Here is a 22,686-nt window from a genome sequence, read left to right on the forward strand (position 1 = left end):
AGCCCGTCGTCTGGCGCGGACCGATGCTCCACCGGGCGCTGCAGCAGTTCCTCGGTGACGTGTTCTGGGGCGACCTCGACATCCTGCTCCTCGACCTGCCGCCGGGCACCGGAGACATCGCGATCTCGGTCGCCCAGCTCATCCCCAACGCCGAGATCATCGTCGTCACCACGCCCCAGCAGGCCGCTGCGGAGGTCGCGGAGCGGGCCGGGGCCATCGCCCTGCAGACCCATCAGCGGGTGGTCGGCGTCATCGAGAACATGTCCTGGCTCGAGCTGCCCGACGGCAGCCGTCAGGAGATCTTCGGGTCCGGCGGGGGCCAGGCCGTGGCCGACTCGCTGACGAAGTCCATCGGCGCCCCCGTCGGGCTCCTCGGTCAGATCCCGCTCGACACCCTGGTTCGCGAGAGTGGCGACCACGGCACCCCCGTCGTGCTCTCCCACCCGGACACGGCAGCAGCCGTCGCCCTGCGCGGGATCGCCCGCGGCCTGTCGACCCGCTCCCGCGGTCTCGCCGGGCGGTCACTCGGGCTGACCCCGACCTCCCGCTGACCACGCTGGTCCGGGCCACCCCCACCGCGGAGCTCAGGTGGCGTCGGCGTCCCAGGGGGTCGGCTTCGCGGCGTCGTGCGGCGGCTGGGCCGGCTCCGCCATCGCCCCCGACTGGGGCTTATCCTCCGGCTCCTTGAACGGCTCGAGGAGGGCCTCCCGCACGATCCGGCGGGGGTCGTACTGACGCGGGTCGTACTGCTGCCAGTTGACGTCCTCGAAGTCCGGCCCCATCTGGTCCTTGAGCTGGACCCGGGCGTTCTGCGCCAGGTCGCGCACCTGACGGACGAGTTTGGCGAGCTTCCCGGCATACTCCGGCAGTCGTTCGGGCCCGAGCACGACGATGCCGACGACGAGCAGCAGCAGGAACTCCCACCCATTGATGTCGAACGGCACGTCGTCGCCTCCTTGGCCCCGGCCGTCAGCCGGTGGCCGCCTGCAGGGTCATGGTGACATCCACCGGCGCACCGTCGCGCAAGATCTTGAGGCGGATGGTGTCGCCCACGCTCTTGGACCGGATCGAGACGATGAGCGCGTCAGCGTTGACGACCTTGCGGCCCTCGAACTCGGTGACGACGTCGCTCCCCTTGAGACCGGCCCTCTCGGCGGCGCTCCCCGCGTCGACGCCGTCCTTGGCCACCTTGGCCCCGTCGCCGTCGTAGCTGCGGTCCACCTTCACGCCGAGGACGGGGTGCTCGGCCTTGCCGGTCCTGATGAGCTGCTGAGCCGTCTTGGCGGCCTGGTCGCTCGGAATCGAGAACCCGACCCCGATGTTGCCGCCCGTGCTCGAGTCGGAGCCCGGCACCCGCGCGATGGCGGAGTTGACCCCGATCACCCGACCGTTCATGTCGAGCAGTGGCCCCCCGGAGTTGCCCGGGTTGATCGCGGCATCGGTCTGGATCGCGTTGATGAAGCTCTGCTCGTTGCCGTCCCCGGGCGTGACCGCCCGGTTCAGGGCCGACACGATGCCGCTCGTCACCGTCGCGTCGAGTCCCAGCGGAGCGCCGACGGCGATCACCCCGTCCCCGACCACGACGTCCGTGGACGGCCCGAACTCGAGTGGGACGAGCTCCAGGGTGTCCACCTTGAGCACGGCAAGGTCATAGGACGAGTCCTTGCCGACCACCGTCGCCGGCAACGTCGTGCCGTTGTTGAGCTCCACCGTGATGGTGCCGGCACCGCCCGCCGCAGACACGACATGGTTGTTCGTCAGGATGTGGCCCTGCTTGTCGATGACGAACCCGGACCCGGTCCCCGACCCGGCGGACGCCTTGATCTTGATCGTCACCACGCTCGGCAGGGCGTTGGCAGCGATCTTGGCGATGCTGCCGTCGGCGCGCGCGGTCGAGCCCGGTCCCGGAGCGGGCAGCGCTGACCCGAGGCTCGTGCTGCGGTCGAGGGAACGCTCGGCCACGACCACGGCCACCCCACCGACGAGCGCCGAGACGAGGGCCAGACCGGCGACACCGGCACCGCGGCCGCCCCGGCGCATCCGGGTGGGGTGGAGAGCAGAAGCCCCCTGCGGGGGCGGCGCCATGGGCCCCTGCGGGGGCGGCGCCGCGCCGTACCAGGACTGCGTGACCGGCGACGGCTCCCCGGACGGCACGCCCGTCGGATGGGCCGGCTGCCCCTCCGGGGGGGGACCCCCGTCAGCGGAGGGGTCGGACGAGGGGGTCGACCACCACGGCGAGTTGGCCTCGCTCTCGAGGGTCGGGTGGGGCACCTCAATGGGCTGGGTCCGGTCGATCGGCTGGATCTCACCCGGCGCCACCGGCGCCACCGGCGCGGCCGGGTCGACGGGGTGCTGCGGCCGCTCGAACATCGCTGGACGAGTGGGCTCCGCCTCGGAACTGCCGCCGTCCGGGACGCCGACGTCGTTCCACGGGTCACCCGAACCCCCCGGGGGTACGGCGAGTGACGGGTCGACCGGACCCTGCTCGCGACCGCTGTCGCTCATCGGGCCCGGCGCTCCGATGTCTCCCCGGCCGGCGCGTGCTCTGATGTCTCCCCGGCCGGTGCGGGAGTGCTGAGGCGGGGGGAGAGGAAGGCGGCGGTGTCCGCCGTCACGTTGAACGATCCGGGCACCCGGGCGACGGGCTGACGCACCGTGGAGGGGCCGACCACGCCGGGGCCCGCGACGGCGAGACCGATCGCCGCGGCGGCCGAGGCTCCGGCGGCGAGCCCTGCGAGCATCGCCGCGCGGCGCGGCGAACGGTGCAGGGCGGGCGACGCGGGGGCCACCGTGGGGACCGGGACCCTGAGCCGCTGGATCGCGCGCGGGGCGACCGGGATGGTGGGGACGCCCCCGTGCAGGTCCTGGGCCGCGGCGGAGTGCGCCGGGGCGGCAAGCCCGAGCAGCATCGACTGCATGCCCACGGGCAGCCCCGGGGTCGCTCCCGTGCGGAGCGAGGCGAGGATGCGTCGTTCCTGCTCGGCGGCGTGACGACACACCTGACACGCAACGAGGTGGTGGTCGAACGCATGCATCGTCGACGCGTCGAGCCGAGCGTCGACATACGCGCTCACCTGCATGCCGAGGTGTCTGCTCATCGAACTCCCGGCAGGACCCGGCCGGGGACCGGTATGCCGTGTCGGACGGACCGCCGCGCGGGCGCGGCGTGCGCCGTCAACGCCGCCTGAGGAGCCCGGTGTGCGAGCGCCTCGCGCAGCAGGGCCCGCCCCCGGTGGATCCGCGAGCGGACGGTGCCCAGCTTGATCCCGAGCGTGGTGGCGATCTCCTCGTAGGAGAGGCCCTCGATGTCGCACAGAACGACTGCGGCCCGAAAGTCCGGCGGCAGGGCGTCGAGCGCGCGCTGGACGTCGTCGTCGAAGTGGGTGTCGTGGTAGGTCTGCTCCGGGCCCGGCTCACGGCTGGCCATCCGACCGGCGGCGTCCTCGGGCAGCGCGTCGAAGCGGATCCGCTGTTTGCGGCGCATCTTGTCGAGGAAGACGTTGGTCGTGATGCGGTGCAGCCAGCCCTCGAAGGTGCCGGGTGTGTAGGAGTTGAGCGAGCGGAAGACCCGGATGAACACGTCGTGGGTGAGGTCCTCGGCGTCGTGGGGGTTGCCGGTCAGGCGGTAGGCGAGCCGGTAGACGCGCGGCGAGTGCTGCGTGACGATCTCCTCCCACGTCGGCGGGGTCCACGCCCCTGTGGGGGTGGACTGAGGGGCCGCATCCTGCTCGACCGCGTCAGCGGCCAGGGTGTCGGTCACGAGCAACGCCTTTCGAGAGATCCTCAGTCCGAGTGACGAACCGTCTGATCCCAGAGTTCCCGAGGAAGTGATTACTTTACTGTGCCCCCTCCATGACGTTCCAACGATCCGGGACCACCCTGATATTTCCCTGATCAGGCCAGGGTCCCTGGCCCGAGTAGGGTGCTGACCCATGAGTGCACAGAAGGCGGCCAGCTGGGCCTATTGCGAGCAGTTCGTCACCGAGCCCGAGGTCATCGAGACGGCCCGCCGCCGCGGCGAGGAGCTGGGGTGCGTCCCCGTCGGGGTCGGTGTGGGCGCCGCCCTGCGCACGATCGCCGCCTCGACCGGCGCCCGGGCGGTGGTGGAGATCGGCACCGGTGCGGGCGTCTCCGGCCTGTGGCTCATGGAGGGCATGCCCGCCGACGGCATCCTCACGACGATCGACATCGAGGCCATGCACCAGCGTGCCGCCAAGGAGGCGTATGCCGCGGCCGGTATTGCGCACCAGCGCACCCGGGTCATCACCGGCCGGGCGCTGGACGTGCTCGACCGGATGACCGACGGCGCCTACGACATCGCGCTCGTCGACGGTGACAAGGACGAGTACCCCGCCTATGTCGAGCAGGCCACGCGTCTCCTGCGCCAGGGCGGCGTCATGGTCATCGACAACATGCTCTGGCACGACAAGGTGGCCGACCCCGCGGCCCGCGACGAGACGACGCGGACCCTGCGCGACCTCGGCAAGTCGGTCCGGGACGACACGGCCTTCACGACCACCCTCCTCCCGGTCGGCGACGGCCTGCTCGTCGCGATCAAGCGCTGACCCCGTGGCCCACCACCGGCACGCGCCACCCACCCGCTGGGAACAGACCGTCACGGGTTCCAGCTGGGACTTCTACGTCGAGAAGTTCGAGCAGCACGTCGCTGCCGGGGACGACCTCGAGGGCGAGGCGCGCTTCATCGATGCCCTCGCCCCGCGCGGGGCGCAGATCCTCGACGGCGGCGCCGGCACCGGCCGCGTGTCCGCGGCCCTGACCCGGATGGGCCATCGCGCCCTCGGGGTCGACCGCGACGGTGGCCTGCTAGACCGGGCCCGCCAGAGCTATCCCGGGGTCCCGTACGTCACGAGCGACCTGCTGGAGCTCGACCCGGCGGTCCTGGCCGCCGAAGGCTTCGACGCCCCGTTCGACCTCGTCGCCCTGCCCGGCAACGTGCTCGTCTACGTCGCCCCCGGGACCGAACGCGACGTCCTCGAGACGGTGCACGACCTGCTCGCGCCGCAGGGCCGGCTCGTCGTCGGCTTCGCGACCGACCGCGAGTATGCCGTGTCCCACTTCGACGCCGACCTCGCCGCGGTCGGCTTCCTCCTCGAGCACCGCTTCGCCACCTGGCACCTCGACCCGTGGACCGCCGATGCCGACTGGCAGGTCAGCGTGGCCCGCCGCCCCTGAGAGGGGACGGTGCCGATGCCGGGCGGCGACGGAGGCCCGCCGGGTTTTCGTCCTTCCCGGCTGGGTAGGTTGACGGCATGCAGAATCGTGTCCTCGGGACGATGACGGTGTCGGCGATCGGGCTCGGCGGGATGCCCATGTCCATCGAGGGCCGGCCGGACCGCAGTCGGTCGATCGCGACGATCCACGCGGCCCTGGATGCTGGGATCACCCTCATCGACACCGCCGACGCCTACCACGTGGGCGCCGACGAGGTGGGCCACAACGAGACGCTCATCGCCGAGGCGCTGAGCTCCTACGGAGGTGACACGAGCGAGGTCCTGGTCGCGACCAAGGGCGGGCACCTGCGACCCGGCGACGGCTCATGGACCATCGACGCCTCGCCCGAGCACCTTCGCTCAGCGTGCGACACGTCACTGCGGCGACTGGGGGTCGAGGCGATCGGCCTCTACCAGCTGCACCGTCCGGATGTGTCGGGCGTTCCCTACGAGGAGTCCGTCGGCGCGATCCGTGACCTGCTGGATGCGGGGAAGATCCGGATGGCCGGGATCTCGAACGCGGACCCCGACCAGATCCGCACCGCCCAGGACGTCCTCGGCGGTCGCCTTGTGAGCGTCCAGAACCAGTATTCGCCGGCATACCGCAGCTCCGAACCCGAGCTGCGCCTGTGCCAGAAGATGGGCATCGCTTTCCTCCCGTGGTCCCCCCTCGGGGGCATCTCGAGGGCTGCCGGCCTCGGCTCGAGGTTCGCACCCTTCCAGGAGATCGCCGACGCGCGCGGCGTCAGCCCCCAGCAGGTGACGCTGGCGTGGATGCTCGCGGCGGCGCCCGTGGTCATCCCCATCCCGGGGTCGTCGCGCCTCGAGACGGTCCTCGACTCCGCCCGGTCCGTCGAGCTGGACCTCAGCACCGAAGAGCTGGCGAGCCTCGACCAGGCGTCCTGAGCAATCTCGGTACGGCGTGTGGGCCATCACAGCTCGAGCCGGTATCCGATTCCCGGTTCGGTGAGCAGATGGGCCGGCGCCCGGGGATCGGGTTCGAGCTTCCTGCGCAGCGCCCCGATGTAGACCCGGAGGTAGTTCGTCTGGTCCTCGTAGGCCGGACCCCACACCTCCCTCAGGAGCTGCCGGTGCCCGACGAGTCGCCCCGGTGTCTGCGCAAGGACCTCGAGCAGGTGCCATTCGGTGGGCGTGAGGCGGATGTCCTGACCGTCGCGGGTGGCCTTCTTCCCCGCGATGTCGATCGTGAAGGCGGCAGTGTGGATGACGGGGGTCCCCGCGGAGGTGGTGCGTCGTAGGGCTGCGCGGAGTCGGGCCAGGAGCTCGTCCATGCCGAAGGGTTTGACGATGAAGTCGACGGCGCCGGCGTCCAGGGCTGCGACCTTGTCGCCCTGCCCGTCCCGTGCAGAGAGCACGATGATGGGTGCCGTGCTCCACCGGGCGAGTCCGGCGATGACCTCCGTGCCGTCCAGGTCGGGCAGGCCGAGATCGAGGATGACCAGGTCGGGAGGGTGGCTCGCGGCCAGCCTCAGGGCGTCGGTGCCGGTGCCGGCCGTGTCGACGTCGTAGTGGCGTGCCCGAAGGTTGATGCTGAGCGCGCGCGCCAGGGCGGCGTCGTCGTCGACGACGAGCACACGGGTCATGGCCGCCCCCGCTGGGCGGCGGGCCGTGCGGGTTGCTCCGGGAAGCGCGGCAGGGTGAGTCGCATCGTCAGTCCGCCGCCGACCGTGTCGGCCGGTCTCAGCGTGCCGTGCATGGCTTCGGTGAAGCCGCGGGCGACGGCCAGACCGAGCCCGACGCCGCCGGGAGTGCGGTCACTGAGGCGTTGAAAGGGGGCAAACATGTGCTCGTGCTGGGTGTGCACCACTCCCGGTCCGTGGTCGACGACCTCGCAGTGGATGACCTGCTCGTCTGCGTCTGCGCGCAGGGTCGCGACCCGGTCGTCCGGGGTGTGTCGCAGGGCGTTGTCCAGGAGGTTGGCCAGAACCCGCTCGAGCAGACCCGGGTCGGCGAGGACGTCGGGCAGCTCGGCGGGGATGTCGATGATGACGCGTTCACGCTCGCCGGGAGGCAGCGCCAGCAGCACCCTGCCGGTGATCTCCTCCAGACCGGTCGGCAGCGCCTGGACGGACAGGGCACCGGCCTGCAGCCGTGAGGCGTCGAGCAGGTTGGCGACCAGGGCCTGGAGCCGGTCGGCCGACGTCTCCACGGTCTCCAGCAGCTCGTCGCGCTCGGCATCGCTGAACTGCACGTCGCCCTGCCGCAGGCTCGAGACCGCCGCCTTGATGCCGGCCAGGGGGGTGCGCAGGTCGTGGCCGACGGCAGCCAGCAGCGCCGTGCGCATCCGGCTCGCGGCCTCGAGCTCGGCATTGGTCTGCGCCTGCTGGGCCAGGCGACGGCCTTCCAGCGCCGTGGCCGCGGCTTCGGCGAAGGACGCGAGCACGCGCTTGTCCTCGGCGAACAGCGGGGGGCCGAGGGCGGACAGCACCAGGTCGGGTCCAGCGTCCACCCGCAGCTCCACCTCGTCGAGCTCCGGGTCGTCGCCGGAGACCGAGGCCACCGGGGACCACCGTCCGTCGACCCGCTCCAGCAGGCTCACCTCACGCATCCGGAAGATCGACCGGACCCGTTCCAGGAGGTCCGTCAGCGTCTGGTCCCCCGCCAGCGCGGAGCCGGCGAGCGAGCTGAGCGCCTGTGCCTCTGCCCGGGCCCGGGTGGCCTCGGCCGTGCGTCTGGCGGCCAGATCCACGATGACGCTGACGGCGACGGCAAACCCCAGGTACACCCCGAGCGCCAGCAGCTGGTCGGTGCGTTCGACCGCGAAGGTGTTGAACGGCGGCGTGAAGAACCAGTTCAGCACCAGCCCGCCCAGCGCCGCCGCGGGCAGGGCCACCCGTAGCCCCCCGACGAAGGCGACCGCCACGACGAGGATGAGCACGACCAGCACGGGCGTCGCGTAGGACAGCCCGTCCCGGTGTTGGATCAGCGCCGAGGTCAGGATGGGCAGCCCGACCAGGAGCAGCGCCGCCGCCCCCAGCCGTCGGCCTCGGGCCAACCCCGCGCTGACTGCCGGGAGCCCGCCCGAGGCCTCGCCAGGAACCTCTGGGAGTCGGCCGGGCTGAGGCGGGCGGGGCGGGCTGACTGTGGGAGGCACCTACCCAGTGTGTCCCTCGCCGGCAGGGACGCGGTGGTCCGCGTCGGGCGCCACGCTACTCTCCTGGGATGATCTCAGCTGATATGGCACGGAGGTGACCATCACTCCGGGTTGGTAGAGCAGTCGGCTCTTGAGGCGGAGGGCGCTCTGGTTGTGCAGCAGGTGTTCCCACCAGTGGCCGACGACGTACTCCGGGATGAACACCGTGACCACGTCGCGGGGACTCTCTCGGCGGATGTGGGTGATGTACTCCAGCACCGGCCTGGTCACCTCCCGGTACGGTGAGGCGATGATCGTCAGGGGGATGTTCAGTCCCCGCGCGTCCCACTCGGCTCGCAGCTCGCGATCCTCATCCTCGTTGACCGAGACGGTCAGCGCGATCAGGTCGGACGGCCGGGTCGCCTTGGCATACGCCAGGGCCCGGAGCGTCGGCGAGTGGAGCTTCGACACGAGCACCACCCCGTGGTTGCGGCTGGGCAGGGTCACCCCGCCCGGCTCGGGCTCGAGCTCCACCGAGACGGCGTCGTAGTGCCGGCGGATGGCCCGCATGAGCAAGAAGATGACGATCATCGCCCCGATCGCCAGGTAGGCCCCCTCGAGGAACTTGTAGCGAACCACGATCAGGAGGACCAGGGCGGTGACGGCCGCGCCGGTGCCGTTGATCAGCTGCGAGCGCCGGATCGCGTTGCGGCGGGTGCCGTCGTCCGTCACGGACAGCTCGCTGCGCCAGTGCCGCACCATCCCGAACTGCGAGAGGGTGAACGAGGTGAAGACGCCCACGATGTAGAGGTGGATGAGTGCCTCGATGTTCGCGTCGAAGCCGACGATGAGAGCCACCGAGATCCCCGCGAGCAGGAGTATGCCGTTGCTGAAGGCGAGCCGGTCACCCCTGTTGCGCAGCTGGTGCGGCAGGAAACGGTCCTGCGCGAGAATCGAGGCCAGGGTGGGGAAGCCGTTGAAGGCGGTGTTCGCCGCCAGCACGAGAATGCCCGCCGTGGCCGCCTGGAAGGCGTAGAACAGCAGCCCGCGGCCCCATATGGTCTCCGCGATCTGGCTGATCACGGACGGGTTCCCGTCGGGAAAGGCGCGGGCGTGGGTGGCCAGGGCGAGGGCCGTGATCCCCGAGAACATCGTGATGGCCAACGCCCCCATGATCACCAGGGTGGTCGCGGCGTTCTTGGCCTTCGGCTTCTGGAAGGCGGGGATGCCGTTACTGATGGCCTCGACGCCGGTCAGCGCCGTGCAGCCCGACGCGAACGCCCGCAGCGCCAGCAGCAGGGTGAAGACACCGCCCACCTGAGCGGTGCGCTCCAGCTCCAGATGAGCACTGGCGGCCTCGGGGACGCCACCGTTCAGCGCCCGGTAGACCCCGCTCGCGAGCAGCAGGAAGGTCAGGACGACGAAGGCATAGGTCGGGAAGGCGAATGCCGTCCCGGACTCCTTCACCCCCCGGAGGTTCACCATCGCCAGCAGCACCACGAACCCGACCGACAGGCCCACGGCATACGGCGCCAGTGACGGCAGCGCTGAGGTGATGGCCACGACACCGGAGACCACGGAGACCGCCACGGTCATCACGTAGTCGACGAGCAGGGCCGCTGCCGCGGTCAACGACGCGTTCCGTCCGAGGTTCTCCTTGCTCACCACGTAGGCGCCACCACCGCTGGGGTAGGCGAAGCACGTCTGGCGGTAGGAGGCGACGACGACGGCCAGCAGCGCCGCCACGGCGAGGGAGATCGGCGCGGCGAGGCCCAGGAGCGAGGCGGCCCCCGCGGTACCGAGCACGAGCACGATCTGCTCCGTGGCATACGCCACCGAGGAGATCGGATCCGAGCAGAAGACCGGCAACGCGAGCTTCTTGGGGAGCAGCGTCTCACCCAGCCGGTTGCTCGCCAGTGCTCGGCCGATCATCAGCCGCTTGAGGGAGTCAGTGGCACTCATGAGGTCAGCGTGCTGCCGCGGGGCCAGCCCCACCGCCGTCTTGACGCGATCTTCACGCCCGGAGCCCGAATCTTGACGCCCCTCTGACGCGCACCGCTGCGAAGGAGCCCACGGGTGTCGGTTCTCCCCTGCCAAGGGACCTTCGACCTTGCCATCAATCGTTGGGCTCTGAAACAGTCATCCAGAGGCGCACCGCGCCGGGCAGTTTCCGTGCTCAACCGAGTCTGGACGCGATGAGCTGGGCCCGACTCCACCGACAGAGGAGCAGCTGTGCAGCCGTTCGTCCTCAACCGTCATGACCGGATGGTCTTCCCCTCCAACTTCGTCCCCGAGCTCGACCTCTCGGCCATCGACAGTCTCGACCATCTGGACAGCGTCATTCGACGCGACTTCGAGACGAAGACCCCGACAGGCACCGACATCCTGCGGCGCGTCGAGAGCGGGCACTACACCAGTCGGTACGAGCTGCTGCGCGACATCTCACTCAACATGTTCTGGACCGGCCGCTACGCCCTCACGATGTATGAGAAGCGACCCACCCGCTGGCGTGACGTCCCCCGGAACCGCCGCGATGTCTTCCTGCCGATCCTCACCCCGTGGGAGGACGGCGACCGCAAGGTCGCTGCGGTCCAGCAAGCCTACGAGGCTCTGCCCGCGACCTGGGATGCGGCCGTGGAGGACAAGATCTTCGCGATCCTCTTCGACGTGTTCGGGCATCGCAAGCACCATGCCGCCGAGCTGTCAGCGGTGAAGCCAACCGTGGCGGAGATCCTCGCCGACCCGAGGAACCTCACCTTCCGCCTGAACGGCTACGACCCCGACTTCCCGACGTTCGACTTCGACGACATCATCGACTGTGCCGAGGAGGCTCCGGAACTCGAGGCCCTGCACCGCTGGGCGATGGTGCTGCACAACCAGTACCCCTGGGATCGCTCCCAGGCCGAGCTCGTCGAGGTGGGCCGGCTGCACGACGACGACTACGTGGTCGCCTTCCATCCCCGGGACCAAGAGGTGCGCCAGTTCCTCAGGCGGCTCGAAACCGGGCGCTCGAGTGCACCGAGCTCACCGGCGCCCGAAGCGACTCAGCCGATCCGGCCCTACCCTGCCGTCAACGTGCGCACGCACTTCTCGGTGATGCCGCGCATCGAGGCGCTGGCCGTGGTGCACGGCGACACGGTCTGCACCAACGATGACCTGATCCGCAACGCGGCCTACAACTGGTCACCGATGGCAGCAGACGAGATCCGCGACAAGACCGGGATCGATCAGCGCCGCTACACCTCGAGCAGCCTGGAGGAGATCGCGCTCCGGGCGGCGCAGGGCGCAATGGCTCACTCGGGGCGTGGACCGCAAGACATCGGCGCGGTGATTGTCTGCACCTGCACGAGCACCCGGATGATTCCCTCGGTGGCCACGTGGATCTCCGGTCAGCTGGGGATCCAGCAGACCCACGCCTCCTTCGACATCGTGGCCGCCTGTGCGGGACTGCCCTACGGCTTGTCCGACGCGACGCGCATCCTCCAGGAGGTCGAGCGGCCCGTCCTCCTGATCTGTGTGGAGAAGTTCTCGGACAAGATCGGCAACGTCCGGCCGTCCCGGATGATCTTCGGGGACGGCGCCGCCGCCATGGTCATCGGCGTGGCACCGCCGGGCGCTGCGCCTGACATCGAGTATCTGCAGACCTACGCCAGCGGGCCGGTCAACGAGGTGAACTCGATCCTGTGGCCCAACCCGGCTTTCGACAACAACATCACGGTCTACGGCCCCGACGTCAAGTCGCTGGCCGGTCGCTACCTCATCCAGATGATCGATGAGCTCACGGCGCTGCCCGATCCCGACGGGGTGGCCGCTTCGCTCCTGAACAGCATCGACCTCATTGTCCCGCACCAGGCAAACAAGACGATGGTGGTCCAGCTGGCCACCCAGGCCGGGCTGTCAATCGAGCGCCTGTACTTCAACATCGACCAGGTCGGGAACACGTCGTCGGCGAGCATCCCACTGGCCATCCACGACGCCGTGCGCGACGGCGTCATCACCGAGCCGGTCCGGGTGTTCGCACCAGGCTTCGGGGCCGGCGCCGTGGCCGGGTACGCGGTCATCCGGGTCGATCCGGCGGTGGTGGCCCCCGCAGATCCGTCACTCCAGCCGAGGGTCACGGCCGGGGTGGAGACCCCGCAGCGGTCCGCGCAGTCCTCTGACGACGTGCGCCTGGCATTCGGGTAGCCCGCCCACGAGAGCGCGCCTCGGTCGGTCAGGCGGCCAGGCCCGACCCGGATGACCAGGCTCGGTCAGCCCCTCACAGGAGCTTCGACGGCGGCCCCGGCAGCCAGGAACGGCTCCACCTTGCTGACCAAGGCGCCCGCCGGACCGTGTCGTTGCAGGTCGTGGCCAGCCGGGAGCATCACGAGCTCCGCGCCGGGGATGCGGTGCGCCAGCACCGTGCTGTTGCCCGGGGGAACCACGCGGTCGCGTGTCCCGCAGACCACCAGGGTGGGTGCCCGGATTGCCCCGAGGAACGGGATGCTTGACCAGCCGGAAATCCCCACGGACTGCCACACGGTCCCCAGGGCGTCCGCGCGAGGCCACGACCCCGCGTCGGCCGGCCGACGGAGGCTGCCCAGCGTTGGTCGGGTGTTGGGTATCGCTCCCACACCACACGACGTGGACACCAGAACCAGCCGGCGAACCCGGTCCGCAGAGGCGAAGGCGAGCTGCTGGGCGACGGCGCCACCGTAGGAGAACCCCAGCACATCGGCTGCTTCCAGACCAGCCGCGTCAAGCACCGAGACCGCCAGGGCCGCCAGCCGGGACATCGACAACGGCAGGACCGGGGTGGGACTCCCCCCGACGCCCGGTGCGTCGAAGCTGACGACGGTGCGATCGCCCAATGCCGCGATGAAGGGCCCCCAGCTCTCCAGGGGCCGGGTGAAGCCGTTGAGCAGCAGCAGCGGATCCCCCTCGCCGCCCTGCACACGCACCCGGACCCGGCCCCCGCGGGTCCTGATCAGCTCGGCGCGACTCGCCCGGTGCTCGGGCACATCACGCACGGGTCCTCACGTAGCTGCCCGGGGCTGCCTCGATCGGGGGATGGTCCGTGCTGCCGAGCTGGCGGGGGGCGCCCACCTTGGGACCGCCCTGCTTGGCAATCCACAGAGCCCAGTCCTCCCACCAGGTGCCCTCTCGGAGCTGCGCCGCAGCCTTCCACTCTCCCGGATCGGCTGTGACGCTGTCCTCGTTGACCCAGTGCTTCGCCTTCGGGCTGGGTGGGTTGACGATCCCCGCGATGTGGCCCGACGTGCTGAGCACGAAACGGTTGCGCCCACCGAACAGCTGGGTGGTCCTGTAGCCGGAGACCCACGGGACGATGTGGTCGTCGACCGCGGAGAGCACATACGTGTCGACCTCGACCTTCCCGGGGTCGAGCTTGATGCCGTCCACCTCGAACTGTCCCCGGGCGAACTCGTTGTTCAGGTAACACGCGCGGAGGTATTGCGAGTGCATCTTGGCCGGCATCCGGGTGCTGTCCTTGTTCCACACCAACAGGTCGAAAGCCGGCGGCTTCTTCCCGAGCAGCCAGTTGTTGACGACGTACTGGAACACCAGGTCGTTGGCCCGAAGCGCATCGAAGGTGTGCGCCATCTTTCCGGAGTCGAGATAGCCCTTCTTGGCCATCTGCTTCTCGAGACCGGCGATGGTCGCCTCATCGGTGAAGACCCCCAGCATCCCCGGAACGCTGAAGTCGGTGTGGGTGTTGAGGAACGTGGCCGACTTGATCGAGCTGTCGCCGATGGCCGCGTTGTACGCGAGCCCGATCGCCGTCAACGTGCCACCGAGGCAGACCGAGACGGTGTTGACCTCGGGGGCGCCGGTGATCTCGCGCACGACGCGCACCGCGTCCAGGGTGCCCTGTCGAAGGTAGTCCTCAAAGCCCAGGTCACGCATCGAGGCGTCGGGGTTGCGGTAGCTGATCGCAAAGCACGTGTGGCCGTGCTGGACCGCCCACTCGATCAGGCTCTTACCCGGCGCAAGGTCCATGATGTAGTACTTGTTGATCCACGGCGGGCAGAACAACAACGGAACGGCATGCACGCGCTTGCCCTGCGGTTCGTACTGGATCAGCTCGATCAGGTCGCTGCGGTAGACGACCGAACCCGGGGTGGCCGCCATGTTGACCCCGACCTCGAAGTCGGAGCCGTCCACCTGTGACGGCCAGCCCCCGTTGTGGCGGATGTCGCCGAGCATGTTCTGGGCACCTCGCAGGAGGCTCTTGCCGCCGGTGTCAAAGGCCGCGCGCAGCGCCGCGGGGTTGCCCGGCAGCGTGTTGGTGGGCGCCATCGCGTCGAGGATGAACCTGGCGGCGAATCGAGCCTTCAGGTCCCGGTCGGCGTCCAGCCCGGCCGCGTCCAGGAGCTCGGTGACCAGCTGGCCGCTCAGAAGGTACTGCTGTGCCAGCAGGAAGAACAGCGGATTGTCGGCGTATGCCGGGTCGGCGAACCGTTTGTCACCGGTCGCGGGAGAGACCGGACCGGACGTCTCGCTACCCACGGCGCGCCTCGCCGTCGCCCGCAGAGCGGCGGCCAGACCGATCGCCAGCCGGGCGTTGGCGGCGGCCGCCCCCACCGGGTTCCTGACCAGCGCGGCACCGGCCGCCCCGAGTGAGCGCAGGAACGAGACCGGATCGGCGCCGATCAGCGGATCCTCGGCAACGCCCAGGCGGTCGAGAACCGCCCGACCGGCCAGCTCGGGAAGCGGTGCTGGGTTCATGGTGTCGGACTCCTATGCGGCCTGGGACTGTGTGCGCGGGATGGGTGTGCTCACGGATGCCGCGAGGACTCGTCTGCGGCGTTGCCCTCAACATAGCTGCGGTAAACGCTGAGCAGTGCCCGCCGTTGCGGTTCGGTGAGCCGCTGGTCGACCCGGATGGCACCCTCGGTGGCGTCGTCGTCCGACGTCACCGTGTCGCTGATCAGTCCGGCCTGCGCGAGGAGGGTCTCCGCAGACACGTTGAGCGCATTGGCGATCGACGTGAGCACTCGCAGTGACGGCTCGTGCAGCCCGCGCTCGATCTGGGACAGATAGGGGTTGGAGACCTCGGTCAGCGCAGACAGCTGACGCAGCGACAGATTCGCCATCTGCCGCTGCGCGCGGATGAAGTCCCCCAGCAGTCGCTGGGGATCAACTTCTCTGGCCCCCATCGATCTCCCAACTCCCCGATCGCAGTGGAACCGCGACGCGGCTCAGGCCGACTTCCCGGGGACGAACACCTTGGCCAACTGCACGGTGAATTCGCGCTGAGCGGTGAGCAGGTCAGCCGCAACGTCGAAAGCGTAGGTGGTCGCCGCTGCCATGCTGGGCAGGGCGGGGCCGCCGGGGACCGTGGGCAGGTCGTGGACGGGAAGCGCAGACACGGCCGTGACCCAGGTCTGAGCGGCGTCGACGGTCAGCTTCTGTCCCTGCTGGACGGTGGAGATCAGCTGCTCGCGGATCTTCCTGGCCAGGTCGGCCGTCTCGGTGGTGGATGTGGAACTGGTATTCGTTGCTGCCATGGTGCGCTCCTCGAGATTGCGGCTTGCGGGGATGTCCCGTACTCGCACAGCATGCCTACCAAACGCTTGGTATGTCAAGCGACGCTGCGTGGTATCCCAATCGGCTTGGCACTCCAGGCGTTCGTCTCGTCGGGTCCCTACATGTCGAGGCCGCCGTTGACGCCCCACACCTGTCCGGTGATGTATGCCGAGGCGTCGGCGGCCAGGAAATGGACCACGCGGGCGATCTCGTCGGGATGACACAGCCGGCCCAGCGGTATCTGCGAACGGATCTTGTCCAGCACCTTCTCCGGCACGTTCTCAAGCATCTCGGTGGCCACGAAGCCGGGGGTCACCGTGTTCACGGTGACACCAATCCCGTCATCCTGGAGCTTGCCCGCTCGCTGGAGGAGGAATGCCGCCTCCTTCGCCAGGGTCTTGGTCAGCCCGAGCATTCCTGACTTGGAGGCTGCGTAGTTGGCCTGGCCGATGTTTCCCGTCTCTCCGATGACCGAGGAGACGAAGATGATGCGGCCGGTGCCCCTGTCGACCATGTGCTCGAGCGCCGGCTGAGCCATGAAGAACGAGCCCGAGAGATTGACGGCGAGCACCGTGTTCCAGTCCTCGACGGACATCTTCATTGCCATCTTGTCGATGGTGATCCCGGCATTGTTGACCAGGATGTCAAGGCGACCGTGCTGGTCGAGCACCTCCTGGACCACCCGACGGCAGTCCTCCGGCCGGGAGATGTTGCCCTGGTGGACCGTGGCGCGCACGCGGCCGTCATAGTCGTCATCAAACGCCTTCAGGAACTGGTCCGCGCGCTCGGTGTTGCCGCTGAAGCCGGCCGCAATCGCCGCACCCTGGCTCGCCATGCTCCGGCAGATCGCGGCCCCGATGCCCCGCGTTCCACCGGTGACCAGCGCCACCCGTCCGGAGAGCTTGTCACCGGCCATGACCCTGTCATCAGCAAGGCTCTTTGTCGAGTCGGGGACGTTCATCGTGGTGCCTCCAATTATTGCGAATGATGCACGTGACATTGCGCGACGTCTGGCGCAACAGATGGCGATGAAGAGTCAGGACGACCGTCTGCTGCGGCGCGCTCGTGGTCACCAGCCTGGCTGGACCGACCGCACGCCAAGCCCGATCTCCTCGGAACCTACACCGGTTGGGCCGCATTCGGGAGGGCGCTGTCGCGCTCATCCAGGTGCGCAGCCAGGCGCTGTGCGGCGCTGACGACGTGAGCGGCGGCGAGATGCCCACGCCGTCGCCACGGCCGTTCGTTGAGCAGCACCAGCAACATCGAGTCGACCAGGCGGCGGACCGGACAGCACGAGGCCCCCGACCCTGAGGGTCGGGGGCCCACGAACGGTTGCAGGTCGAGGTCAGGAGACCCCGTCGCACCCCTGGATGGCGTCGCGGAGACTGGCTGCCTCGGCCGGCGTCATCTCGACCACCAGGCGCCCCCCGCCCTCGAGGGGCATGCGCAGGACGATCCCCCGCCCTTCCTTGGTGACCTCCAGCGGGCCGTCACCGGTCCTTGGCTTCATTGCCGCCATCGTGCACCTTCCGTGGAAACGTGGCTCAGCCTGCCTCGCGACGTCAACGATCGACAGCGGCAGGTGAGTGGTCGAAGACCATTATCACGTGATTGCGGCACGAGACGAAATCGCCGATCAGGCAGGATGGACCCACCCTCGAGCAAGGAGCGCCACCCATGTCCACGTCCGACAGCAGCCCGGAGCCCAGCGCACCGACGAGCACCGGGCCCGTCCTCCTGCTCGACGTCGCGCACGGGGTGGCCACGGTGACGCTGAACCGTCCCGAGGCGATGAACGCCCTCGACACCGAGCTCAAGGTGGCCCTGCTCGCGGCGCTGCAGCAGGTGGCGAATGACCCGGCGGTGCGCTGCGTGGTCCTCACCGGCAGCGGCCGGGCGTTCTGCGTCGGTCAGGACCTGCGGGAGCACGTCGCGTCGCTCGAGTCCGGCTCGCAGTCGCTGGGCTCGACGGTCACCGAGCACTACAACCCGATCGTCACCCTGCTCACGACCATGGACAAGCCCGTCATCGCCGCGCTCAACGGTGTCGCGGCCGGCGCCGGCGCGGCGTTCGCCTTCGCCGCCGACCTGCGCGTGCTCGTCGACTCGGCGGGGATCAACCTGGCCTTCGCCGGCATCGCCCTGTCCTGCGACTCCGGCGCCTCCTGGACCCTCCCGCGGCTCCTGGGCACGGCTCGCGCGAAGGAGCTGCTCCTGATGCCCCGCACCATCCCCGCCCAGGAGTGTCTCGACCTCGCTCTGGTGACGAAGGTCGTCGCCCGGGAGGACTTCGACTCCGCGGTTCGCGAGCTCGCCGCGATGCTGGCGGCCGGCCCGACGCTGGCCTACGGCGCGATCCGGCGGGCGGTCGCGTTCAGCGCCGCGCACCCCCTGGACCAGTCCCTGGCCCACGAGGCCGACCTGATGACCCACACCGGTCGCAGCCAGGACCACCGCGCGGCGGTCTCCGCGTTCCTCGCCAAGGAGACGCCCACCTTCACCGGTCGCTGAGGCAGGGGCCCCCGGGTCACGGGGGGAAGTCGGTCGGTGGCACGAACCGCCACAGGACGTCCAGCCAGTACCACTGCCCGATGACGAATCCGACGAGCAGCGCCCCCGCGCGCACCACCCGCACCCCGGCCGTGTGCTGGTTCCGCTGCACCGACCCGACGCCGACCATGACCGGCAGGAGCGGGAAGAGCGGGATGAGATAGCGGAAGATCGAGGTGAAGGGGTCCAGGACGACGAGCAGGTATGCCGGGTAGGCCAGGGCCCACGTCCTCAGCTCGGGACCGAGCCGAGCGGCCCACGGCCCGAGGACCATCACGGCGATGACCACGAAGGCGACCGTCACCCAGACCGGCCCCCAGGTGTGTCCCAGGTAGTAGCGCGAGATGTCGAGCCAGGGCCGCAACGGCACGATCTCGTGGCCGCCACGCCAGGCGGCCATGGTGTCGGTGTAGGCGTCACGCTGCCCGGTCATCCGCCAGGCGATCGCCGGCCACAGGAGGCCGGCCACCCCGCACCCCGCGAGGGCCGCGAGGCCGGACAGCGCCTCCCCCGGGCGGATCGGGTCACGGGAGCGACGCCGCCAGCGCAGCCCCAGAGCCACCACCGTGACCACGGCAAGGGGCGCGGCAATGGGCCGGACGAGGCCGATGGCCACGGCCAACGACGTCGCCCACAGCCACCGCTCCCGGGAGAGGGCGAGGAGGTAGAGCGTGAGCAGGGCCATGGCGGCGGCCTCGGTGTAGCCGACCTGGAGGGCGGCCGCCGCGGGGAAACTGGCCCAGAGGACGACGACGACCAGCGTGGCGCGCTCCCCGATCCGGTCCTTGAGCAGCCACGCCATCGCCCCCGCCGCGACGAACCCGAGGGCGAGCGACAGCGTCGAGCCGACCACAAAGAAACCGAGGCCGGTGACATCCATGAGTACCCGCGAGAGCAACGGGAAGAGGGGGTAGAAGGCCCAGGGGTTCTGTTGGACCAGCCCGGTCCCGTCGACGGGAAGTGTCGCGGGATAGCCGTGCTCGGCGATCGCTTTGTACCACTGGCCGTCCCACTGGGCCGTGAAGGTCAGGTAGGTCACGTCGGGGCCGGTCCAGCCCGTCGGGACCTGACGGGCCGCGACGAGGGTCAGCAGGATGCCCGTGACGACCCGGCACACGGCATACGAGAGGAGGACCCGCACGAGGAAGCGCGAGACGATGGCCTGCTTCATCGGCGCCCGGTCTCGCGGCGCTCGCCGTGTCGGTGACAGCCGAGTATGTGGTCGTCGACGAGACCGCAGGCCTGCATCGCGGCATACATCGTCGTGGGTCCGACGAAGACGAAGCCGCGCTTCTTGAGCCCCTTGGCGAGGGCCTCCGACTCCCGGCTGGAGGCTGCGACGTCGGCCAGCGACGTCGGCGAGCGGTGCGTCTCAGGAGCGTAGGACCAGAACGCCTCGTCGAGGCCGCCGTCCGCACGCAGGGCGAGGACGGCCCGGGCGTTGCTGATGGCAGCGTCGACCTTGCGGGCGTTGCGGACGATCCCCGCGTCGAGCATGAGGCGCGAGCGGTCGTCATCGCCGAAGGTCGCGACCTGCTCGGCGTCGAAACCCGCGAACGCGGAGCGGAACGCCTCCCGCTTGCGCAGGATCGTCAGCCAGGACAAGCCTGACTGGAAACCCTCGAGGGTGAGCCGCTCGAAGAGCGCGGACTCGCCGTGGACCGGCACCCCCCACTCGTCGTCGTGGTAGGTGAGGTAGTCGGGCGTCGACCCGGCCCACGAGCATCGGGAGAGGCCGTCCGGGCCCACGACGAGAGCGCTCTGGCTCACTCCGACCCGGCTTCGGCGATGGCTGCCATCCGGGCGACGGCGCCGGCGAAGAGGCGCCCGACGACCGGGTCCGCGAGCGGGGCCAGCACGCGACCGATCGGCTCAGGGCGCACGATGATCTCCTCGGTCCAGACGAGGTCGGTCCCTGCGGCCGCGGGCGCCAGCACGATGTCGGCCCACCCGGCAAGGAGTCGTCCGGTCTTGCGCACCGTGAAGCGTGCCATCCCCTCGGGGCCGGGGGGCTCCCACCGGGTGAGCAGCATGGAGTCGTCGAAGCCGACCCGCCGCAGGCCCGTGCGCCCGACGAACCCCCAGCCGACCCGGACCGGGGCGGGGTCGACCCGCATCGTGGTCAGCGGGATCCACTGCCCATAGGCCGCGAAGTCGGTGACGGTGGCCCACACCCGCTCGGGTGGGGCTGCGATGGCGCGACGGACGACGACGGCAGCCACGGTCAGCGGGGGTCCGGCGACGAGGACCCGAAGGGTGTGTCGGGTGTGGCAGGGCTCGCGGGGAGGGACTGCTGCTGGTCGCGGTCGTGGATCTCGCGGCGGAGCCGGTCGATGACGTCGTCCACCTGGCTCATCCGGTATCCGCGCATCGCCGTGTCGAAGTGGAGCTCCTCGAAGTCGGCCGGCGTGAGGGGGGTGTCGGGCAACGGCTCGTGGCTCAGGGATGTCGTCGCGTCGCCGAGCGAGCCGTCGACGCGGCCGAGGACCGCGGCGGTGGTGAGCACGACGAGGACGACGGCCACGAGCAGGACGATCCAGATCACGACCTGATCGTGCCACGACCCGGTGTCGGATGTGACACCACGGGGTTCCACCGGGCGTCAGCCGGCGTCGGACTCCTCGGCCGGCACGGGCAGCAGGGACCGGGTGAGCTGCTCCACGACACCGGGCACGTCCTCGGCCGCGAGGCGGATCGTCGCCCGGCAGACGTCGTCCTGCCAGATCGAGAGGACGACCCGGCCGGACTCGGGATGCGCAGCAATGCGCAGGCGTCGACCCTCCTGGTCGCGCCCCACCACAGTGCTCCCCCGGCGCGGCAGCGGCGAGATCCTCATCCCCCGAGCATGCCACCAGGCGCCTTGAGACGAGTGCGGTTCGAGCGACTAGGTGCTGTAGGTCGTGACGACGCGGACGGCCTCGTCGACGTCGTCGGTGAGCAGGAGCCTGTCGATGTCCTTGGCACTCATCGTGCCGTGGGTCAGCGCCGACTGGTGCAGCCAGTCGATGAGCCCGCCCCAGTAGTCCGTCCCCAGCAGCACCAGGGGGAAGGACGTCACCTTCTGCGTCTGGACGAGTGTCAGTGCCTCGAAGAGCTCGTCGAGGGTGCCGAAGCCACCGGGCAGCACGATGAACCCCTGCGCGTACTTGACGAACATCATCTTGCGGGCGAAGAAGTAGCGGAAGTTCACCCCGAGGTCGACATAACGGTTGAGCCCGCTCTCGAACGGCAGCTCGATGCCCAGCCCCACGGACGTCCCGCCGGCCTCGAAGGCCCCCTTGTTCGCGGCCTCCATGGCGCCGGGGCCGCCGCCGGTGATCACGGCATACCCCGCCTCGACCAGCTTGCGACCGACCTCCACCCCCATGGCGTATGCCGGGTCGCTCGGGGTCGTGCGCGCCGAGCCGAACACGCTCACCGCGGGGCCGAGCTCGGCAAGCGCCCCGAAACCCTCGACGAACTCCGACTGGATCCGCATGACCCGCCACGGGTCGGTGTGCAGCCAGTCGGCCGACTGGTCGCTGTCGAGCAGGCGCTGGTCGGTCGTCGTCCGGGGCACCTGGCCGCGGCGGAGCGTCACCGGGCCGGTGTGGCGCTCGTCATCACTCGCGGTGGCGCCGGTGGTCGTGGTCATCGTTGCTCCTTCAGGTCAGCCAGCGGAGCATCGCGGCCTCCGCGTCGAGGTACTGCTGCACGGGGGCCCGCTCGTGGTCGGTGTGCGCGAGGTTGGGATCCCCGGGGCCGAAGTTGACGGCGGGGACGCCGAGCGCGGAGAAGCGGGCCACGTCGGTCCACCCCTCCTTGGGGCCGACGGGCACGCCGAGCGCCTCGACGAACGCCTTCGCGGCCGGCAGGGTGAGCCCGGGTCGGGCGCCCGGGGCGTTGTCCATGACCGTGACCTCGAAGCCGTCGAAGATCTCCTTGACGTGGGTCACCGCCTGCTCGCCGCTCTTGTCGGGGGCGTACCGGTAGTTCACGGTGACGACGCAGCGGTCGGGGATGACGTTGCCTGCGATGCCGCCGGTGATGGCGACCGCTTGGAGGGCCTCATGGTAGTCGAGGCCCTCGACGTGGACGGTCTGGGCCTCGTAGGAGATGAGCCGGCCCAGGATCGCGGCCGCCCCGTGGATGGCGTTCTCGCCGTTCCACGGCCGCGCCGAGTGGGCGGCGATGCCCGTGGCCACGACCTCGACCCGTAGCGTGCCCTTGCAGCCGCCCTCGATGCCACCGTCGGTCGGCTCGAGGAGCACGGCGAAGTCCGCCTGGACGAGGTCGGGCCGGCCG

Annotated in this window: 26 protein-coding genes; 6 read left to right on the forward strand and 20 right to left on the reverse strand. The window is 70.0% G+C overall.

The features are described from left to right. A partial coding sequence (locus tag ACLL9L_RS10360) for a P-loop NTPase (RefSeq protein ID WP_411284573.1) occupies positions 1–551 on the forward strand: 551 nt, incomplete at its 5' end. 33 nt (positions 552–584) lie between these two features. Here ACLL9L_RS10360 and ACLL9L_RS10365 read toward each other — a convergent pair. From ACLL9L_RS10365 to sigE, 4 genes are read right to left on the reverse strand one after another with little or no spacing between them, the layout of a single operon-like run. After that, entirely contained in the window at positions 585–944 is a 360-nt protein-coding gene (locus tag ACLL9L_RS10365) for a twin-arginine translocase TatA/TatE family subunit (RefSeq protein ID WP_411284574.1), read from the reverse strand. A gap of 25 nt (positions 945–969) precedes the next feature. Next, positions 970–2,505: a S1C family serine protease gene (locus ACLL9L_RS10370; protein WP_411284575.1), complete on the reverse strand. Its 1,536-nt coding sequence runs from the start codon at positions 2,503–2,505 to the stop codon at positions 970–972. Beyond that, complete coding sequence (locus ACLL9L_RS10375; RefSeq protein ID WP_411284576.1) at positions 2,502–3,098, reverse strand: hypothetical protein; 597 nt, start codon at positions 3,096–3,098, stop codon at positions 2,502–2,504. The genes ACLL9L_RS10370 and ACLL9L_RS10375 overlap by 4 nt, the downstream gene beginning before the upstream one ends. Next, positions 3,095–3,760 carry an RNA polymerase sigma factor SigE gene (gene sigE, locus ACLL9L_RS10380; RefSeq protein ID WP_411284577.1) on the reverse strand — a complete coding sequence of 222 codons (666 nt, stop codon included), beginning with the start codon at positions 3,758–3,760 and terminating at the stop codon, positions 3,095–3,097. The genes ACLL9L_RS10375 and sigE overlap by 4 nt, the downstream gene beginning before the upstream one ends. A gap of 172 nt (positions 3,761–3,932) precedes the next feature. On the opposite strand from sigE, the gene ACLL9L_RS10385 reads away from it, so the two are divergent. From ACLL9L_RS10385 to ACLL9L_RS10395, 3 genes are all read left to right on the forward strand, one after another. Beyond that, positions 3,933–4,565: an O-methyltransferase gene (locus ACLL9L_RS10385; protein ID WP_411284578.1), complete on the forward strand. Its 633-nt coding sequence runs from the start codon at positions 3,933–3,935 to the stop codon at positions 4,563–4,565. A gap of 4 nt (positions 4,566–4,569) precedes the next feature. Then, positions 4,570–5,193, forward strand: coding sequence for a class I SAM-dependent methyltransferase (locus ACLL9L_RS10390; RefSeq protein WP_411284579.1), 624 nt, complete (start codon positions 4,570–4,572; stop codon positions 5,191–5,193). 77 nt (positions 5,194–5,270) lie between these two features. Further along, the gene (locus ACLL9L_RS10395) at positions 5,271–6,137 is read left to right on the forward strand and encodes an aldo/keto reductase (RefSeq protein ID WP_411284580.1); all 867 of its coding nucleotides are present in this window, start codon (positions 5,271–5,273) and stop codon (positions 6,135–6,137) included. 26 nt (positions 6,138–6,163) lie between these two features. On the opposite strand, the gene ACLL9L_RS10400 is transcribed toward ACLL9L_RS10395, so the two are convergent. The 3 genes from ACLL9L_RS10400 to ACLL9L_RS10410 are packed head-to-tail and all read right to left on the reverse strand — an operon-like array spanning position 6,164 to position 10,287. Further along, the gene (locus tag ACLL9L_RS10400; RefSeq protein ID WP_411284581.1) at positions 6,164–6,835 is read right to left on the reverse strand and encodes a response regulator; all 672 of its coding nucleotides are present in this window, start codon (positions 6,833–6,835) and stop codon (positions 6,164–6,166) included. Then, entirely contained in the window at positions 6,832–8,346 is a 1,515-nt protein-coding gene (locus tag ACLL9L_RS10405) for an ATP-binding protein (protein ID WP_411284582.1), read from the reverse strand. Before ACLL9L_RS10405 ends, ACLL9L_RS10400 begins: the two co-directional genes overlap by 4 nt. Next, positions 8,347–10,287: an APC family permease gene (locus ACLL9L_RS10410; RefSeq protein ID WP_411284583.1), complete on the reverse strand. Its 1,941-nt coding sequence runs from the start codon at positions 10,285–10,287 to the stop codon at positions 8,347–8,349. A gap of 270 nt (positions 10,288–10,557) precedes the next feature. On the opposite strand from ACLL9L_RS10410, the gene ACLL9L_RS10415 reads away from it, so the two are divergent. After that, positions 10,558–12,510, forward strand: a complete 1,953-nt coding sequence (locus ACLL9L_RS10415; RefSeq protein ID WP_411284584.1) for a 3-oxoacyl-ACP synthase III family protein — start codon at positions 10,558–10,560, stop codon at positions 12,508–12,510. 65 nt (positions 12,511–12,575) lie between these two features. Here the strand turns inward: ACLL9L_RS10415 and ACLL9L_RS10420 are convergent, their stop codons facing one another. The 6 genes from ACLL9L_RS10420 to ACLL9L_RS10445 form a co-directional block, all read right to left on the reverse strand. Beyond that, positions 12,576–13,334 (reverse strand): alpha/beta fold hydrolase, encoded by a 759-nt coding sequence (locus ACLL9L_RS10420; RefSeq protein ID WP_411284585.1) that lies wholly within the window; start codon positions 13,332–13,334, stop codon positions 12,576–12,578. Beyond that, positions 13,327–15,051, reverse strand: coding sequence for a PHA/PHB synthase family protein (locus ACLL9L_RS10425; RefSeq protein ID WP_411284586.1), 1,725 nt, complete (start codon positions 15,049–15,051; stop codon positions 13,327–13,329). Before ACLL9L_RS10425 ends, ACLL9L_RS10420 begins: the two co-directional genes overlap by 8 nt. 50 nt (positions 15,052–15,101) lie before the next feature. Further along, positions 15,102–15,482 (reverse strand): helix-turn-helix domain-containing protein, encoded by a 381-nt coding sequence (locus ACLL9L_RS10430; protein ID WP_411284587.1) that lies wholly within the window; start codon positions 15,480–15,482, stop codon positions 15,102–15,104. Between the two features lie 42 nt (positions 15,483–15,524). Beyond that, complete coding sequence (locus ACLL9L_RS10435; protein WP_411284588.1) at positions 15,525–15,833, reverse strand: hypothetical protein; 309 nt, start codon at positions 15,831–15,833, stop codon at positions 15,525–15,527. 137 nt (positions 15,834–15,970) lie between these two features. Further along, positions 15,971–16,768 carry a 3-oxoacyl-ACP reductase FabG gene (gene fabG, locus ACLL9L_RS10440; RefSeq protein WP_411284589.1) on the reverse strand — a complete coding sequence of 266 codons (798 nt, stop codon included), beginning with the start codon at positions 16,766–16,768 and terminating at the stop codon, positions 15,971–15,973. A gap of 429 nt (positions 16,769–17,197) precedes the next feature. Further along, positions 17,198–17,371 (reverse strand): DUF3117 domain-containing protein, encoded by a 174-nt coding sequence (locus tag ACLL9L_RS10445; RefSeq protein WP_411284590.1) that lies wholly within the window; start codon positions 17,369–17,371, stop codon positions 17,198–17,200. Between the two features lie 158 nt (positions 17,372–17,529). Between ACLL9L_RS10445 and ACLL9L_RS10450 the strand changes: the two genes are divergently transcribed. Then, on the forward strand, positions 17,530–18,363 hold the full coding sequence (locus ACLL9L_RS10450) for an enoyl-CoA hydratase-related protein (RefSeq protein WP_411284591.1): 834 nt from the start codon (positions 17,530–17,532) through the stop codon (positions 18,361–18,363). Between the two features lie 16 nt (positions 18,364–18,379). On the opposite strand, the gene ACLL9L_RS10455 is transcribed toward ACLL9L_RS10450, so the two are convergent. The 7 genes from ACLL9L_RS10455 to dapE form a co-directional block, all read right to left on the reverse strand. Beyond that, a complete protein-coding gene (locus ACLL9L_RS10455; protein ID WP_411284592.1) occupies positions 18,380–19,573 on the reverse strand; it encodes a hypothetical protein in 1,194 nt (397 codons plus the stop codon). Then, the gene (locus tag ACLL9L_RS10460; RefSeq protein WP_411284593.1) at positions 19,570–20,172 is read right to left on the reverse strand and encodes a DNA-3-methyladenine glycosylase I; all 603 of its coding nucleotides are present in this window, start codon (positions 20,170–20,172) and stop codon (positions 19,570–19,572) included. Before ACLL9L_RS10460 ends, ACLL9L_RS10455 begins: the two co-directional genes overlap by 4 nt. Further along, positions 20,169–20,624 (reverse strand): SRPBCC family protein, encoded by a 456-nt coding sequence (locus ACLL9L_RS10465; RefSeq protein WP_411284594.1) that lies wholly within the window; start codon positions 20,622–20,624, stop codon positions 20,169–20,171. Before ACLL9L_RS10465 ends, ACLL9L_RS10460 begins: the two co-directional genes overlap by 4 nt. Before the next feature lie 2 nt (positions 20,625–20,626). Continuing rightward, the gene (locus ACLL9L_RS10470; RefSeq protein ID WP_411284595.1) at positions 20,627–20,947 is read right to left on the reverse strand and encodes a DivIVA domain-containing protein; all 321 of its coding nucleotides are present in this window, start codon (positions 20,945–20,947) and stop codon (positions 20,627–20,629) included. A 57-nt stretch (positions 20,948–21,004) separates the two neighbouring features. Then, positions 21,005–21,238 carry a hypothetical protein gene (locus ACLL9L_RS10475; RefSeq protein WP_411284596.1) on the reverse strand — a complete coding sequence of 78 codons (234 nt, stop codon included), beginning with the start codon at positions 21,236–21,238 and terminating at the stop codon, positions 21,005–21,007. A 48-nt stretch (positions 21,239–21,286) separates the two neighbouring features. Next, positions 21,287–22,036: a TIGR00730 family Rossman fold protein gene (locus ACLL9L_RS10480; protein ID WP_411284597.1), complete on the reverse strand. Its 750-nt coding sequence runs from the start codon at positions 22,034–22,036 to the stop codon at positions 21,287–21,289. A gap of 10 nt (positions 22,037–22,046) precedes the next feature. Continuing rightward, positions 22,047–22,686 (reverse strand): succinyl-diaminopimelate desuccinylase (dapE, locus tag ACLL9L_RS10485; RefSeq protein ID WP_411284598.1); only part of this gene is annotated, 640 nt, incomplete at its 5' end.

The sequence above is a fragment of the Lapillicoccus sp. genome, from assembly GCF_046595215.1.
Lineage (GTDB): Bacteria > Actinomycetota > Actinomycetes > Actinomycetales > Dermatophilaceae > Lapillicoccus.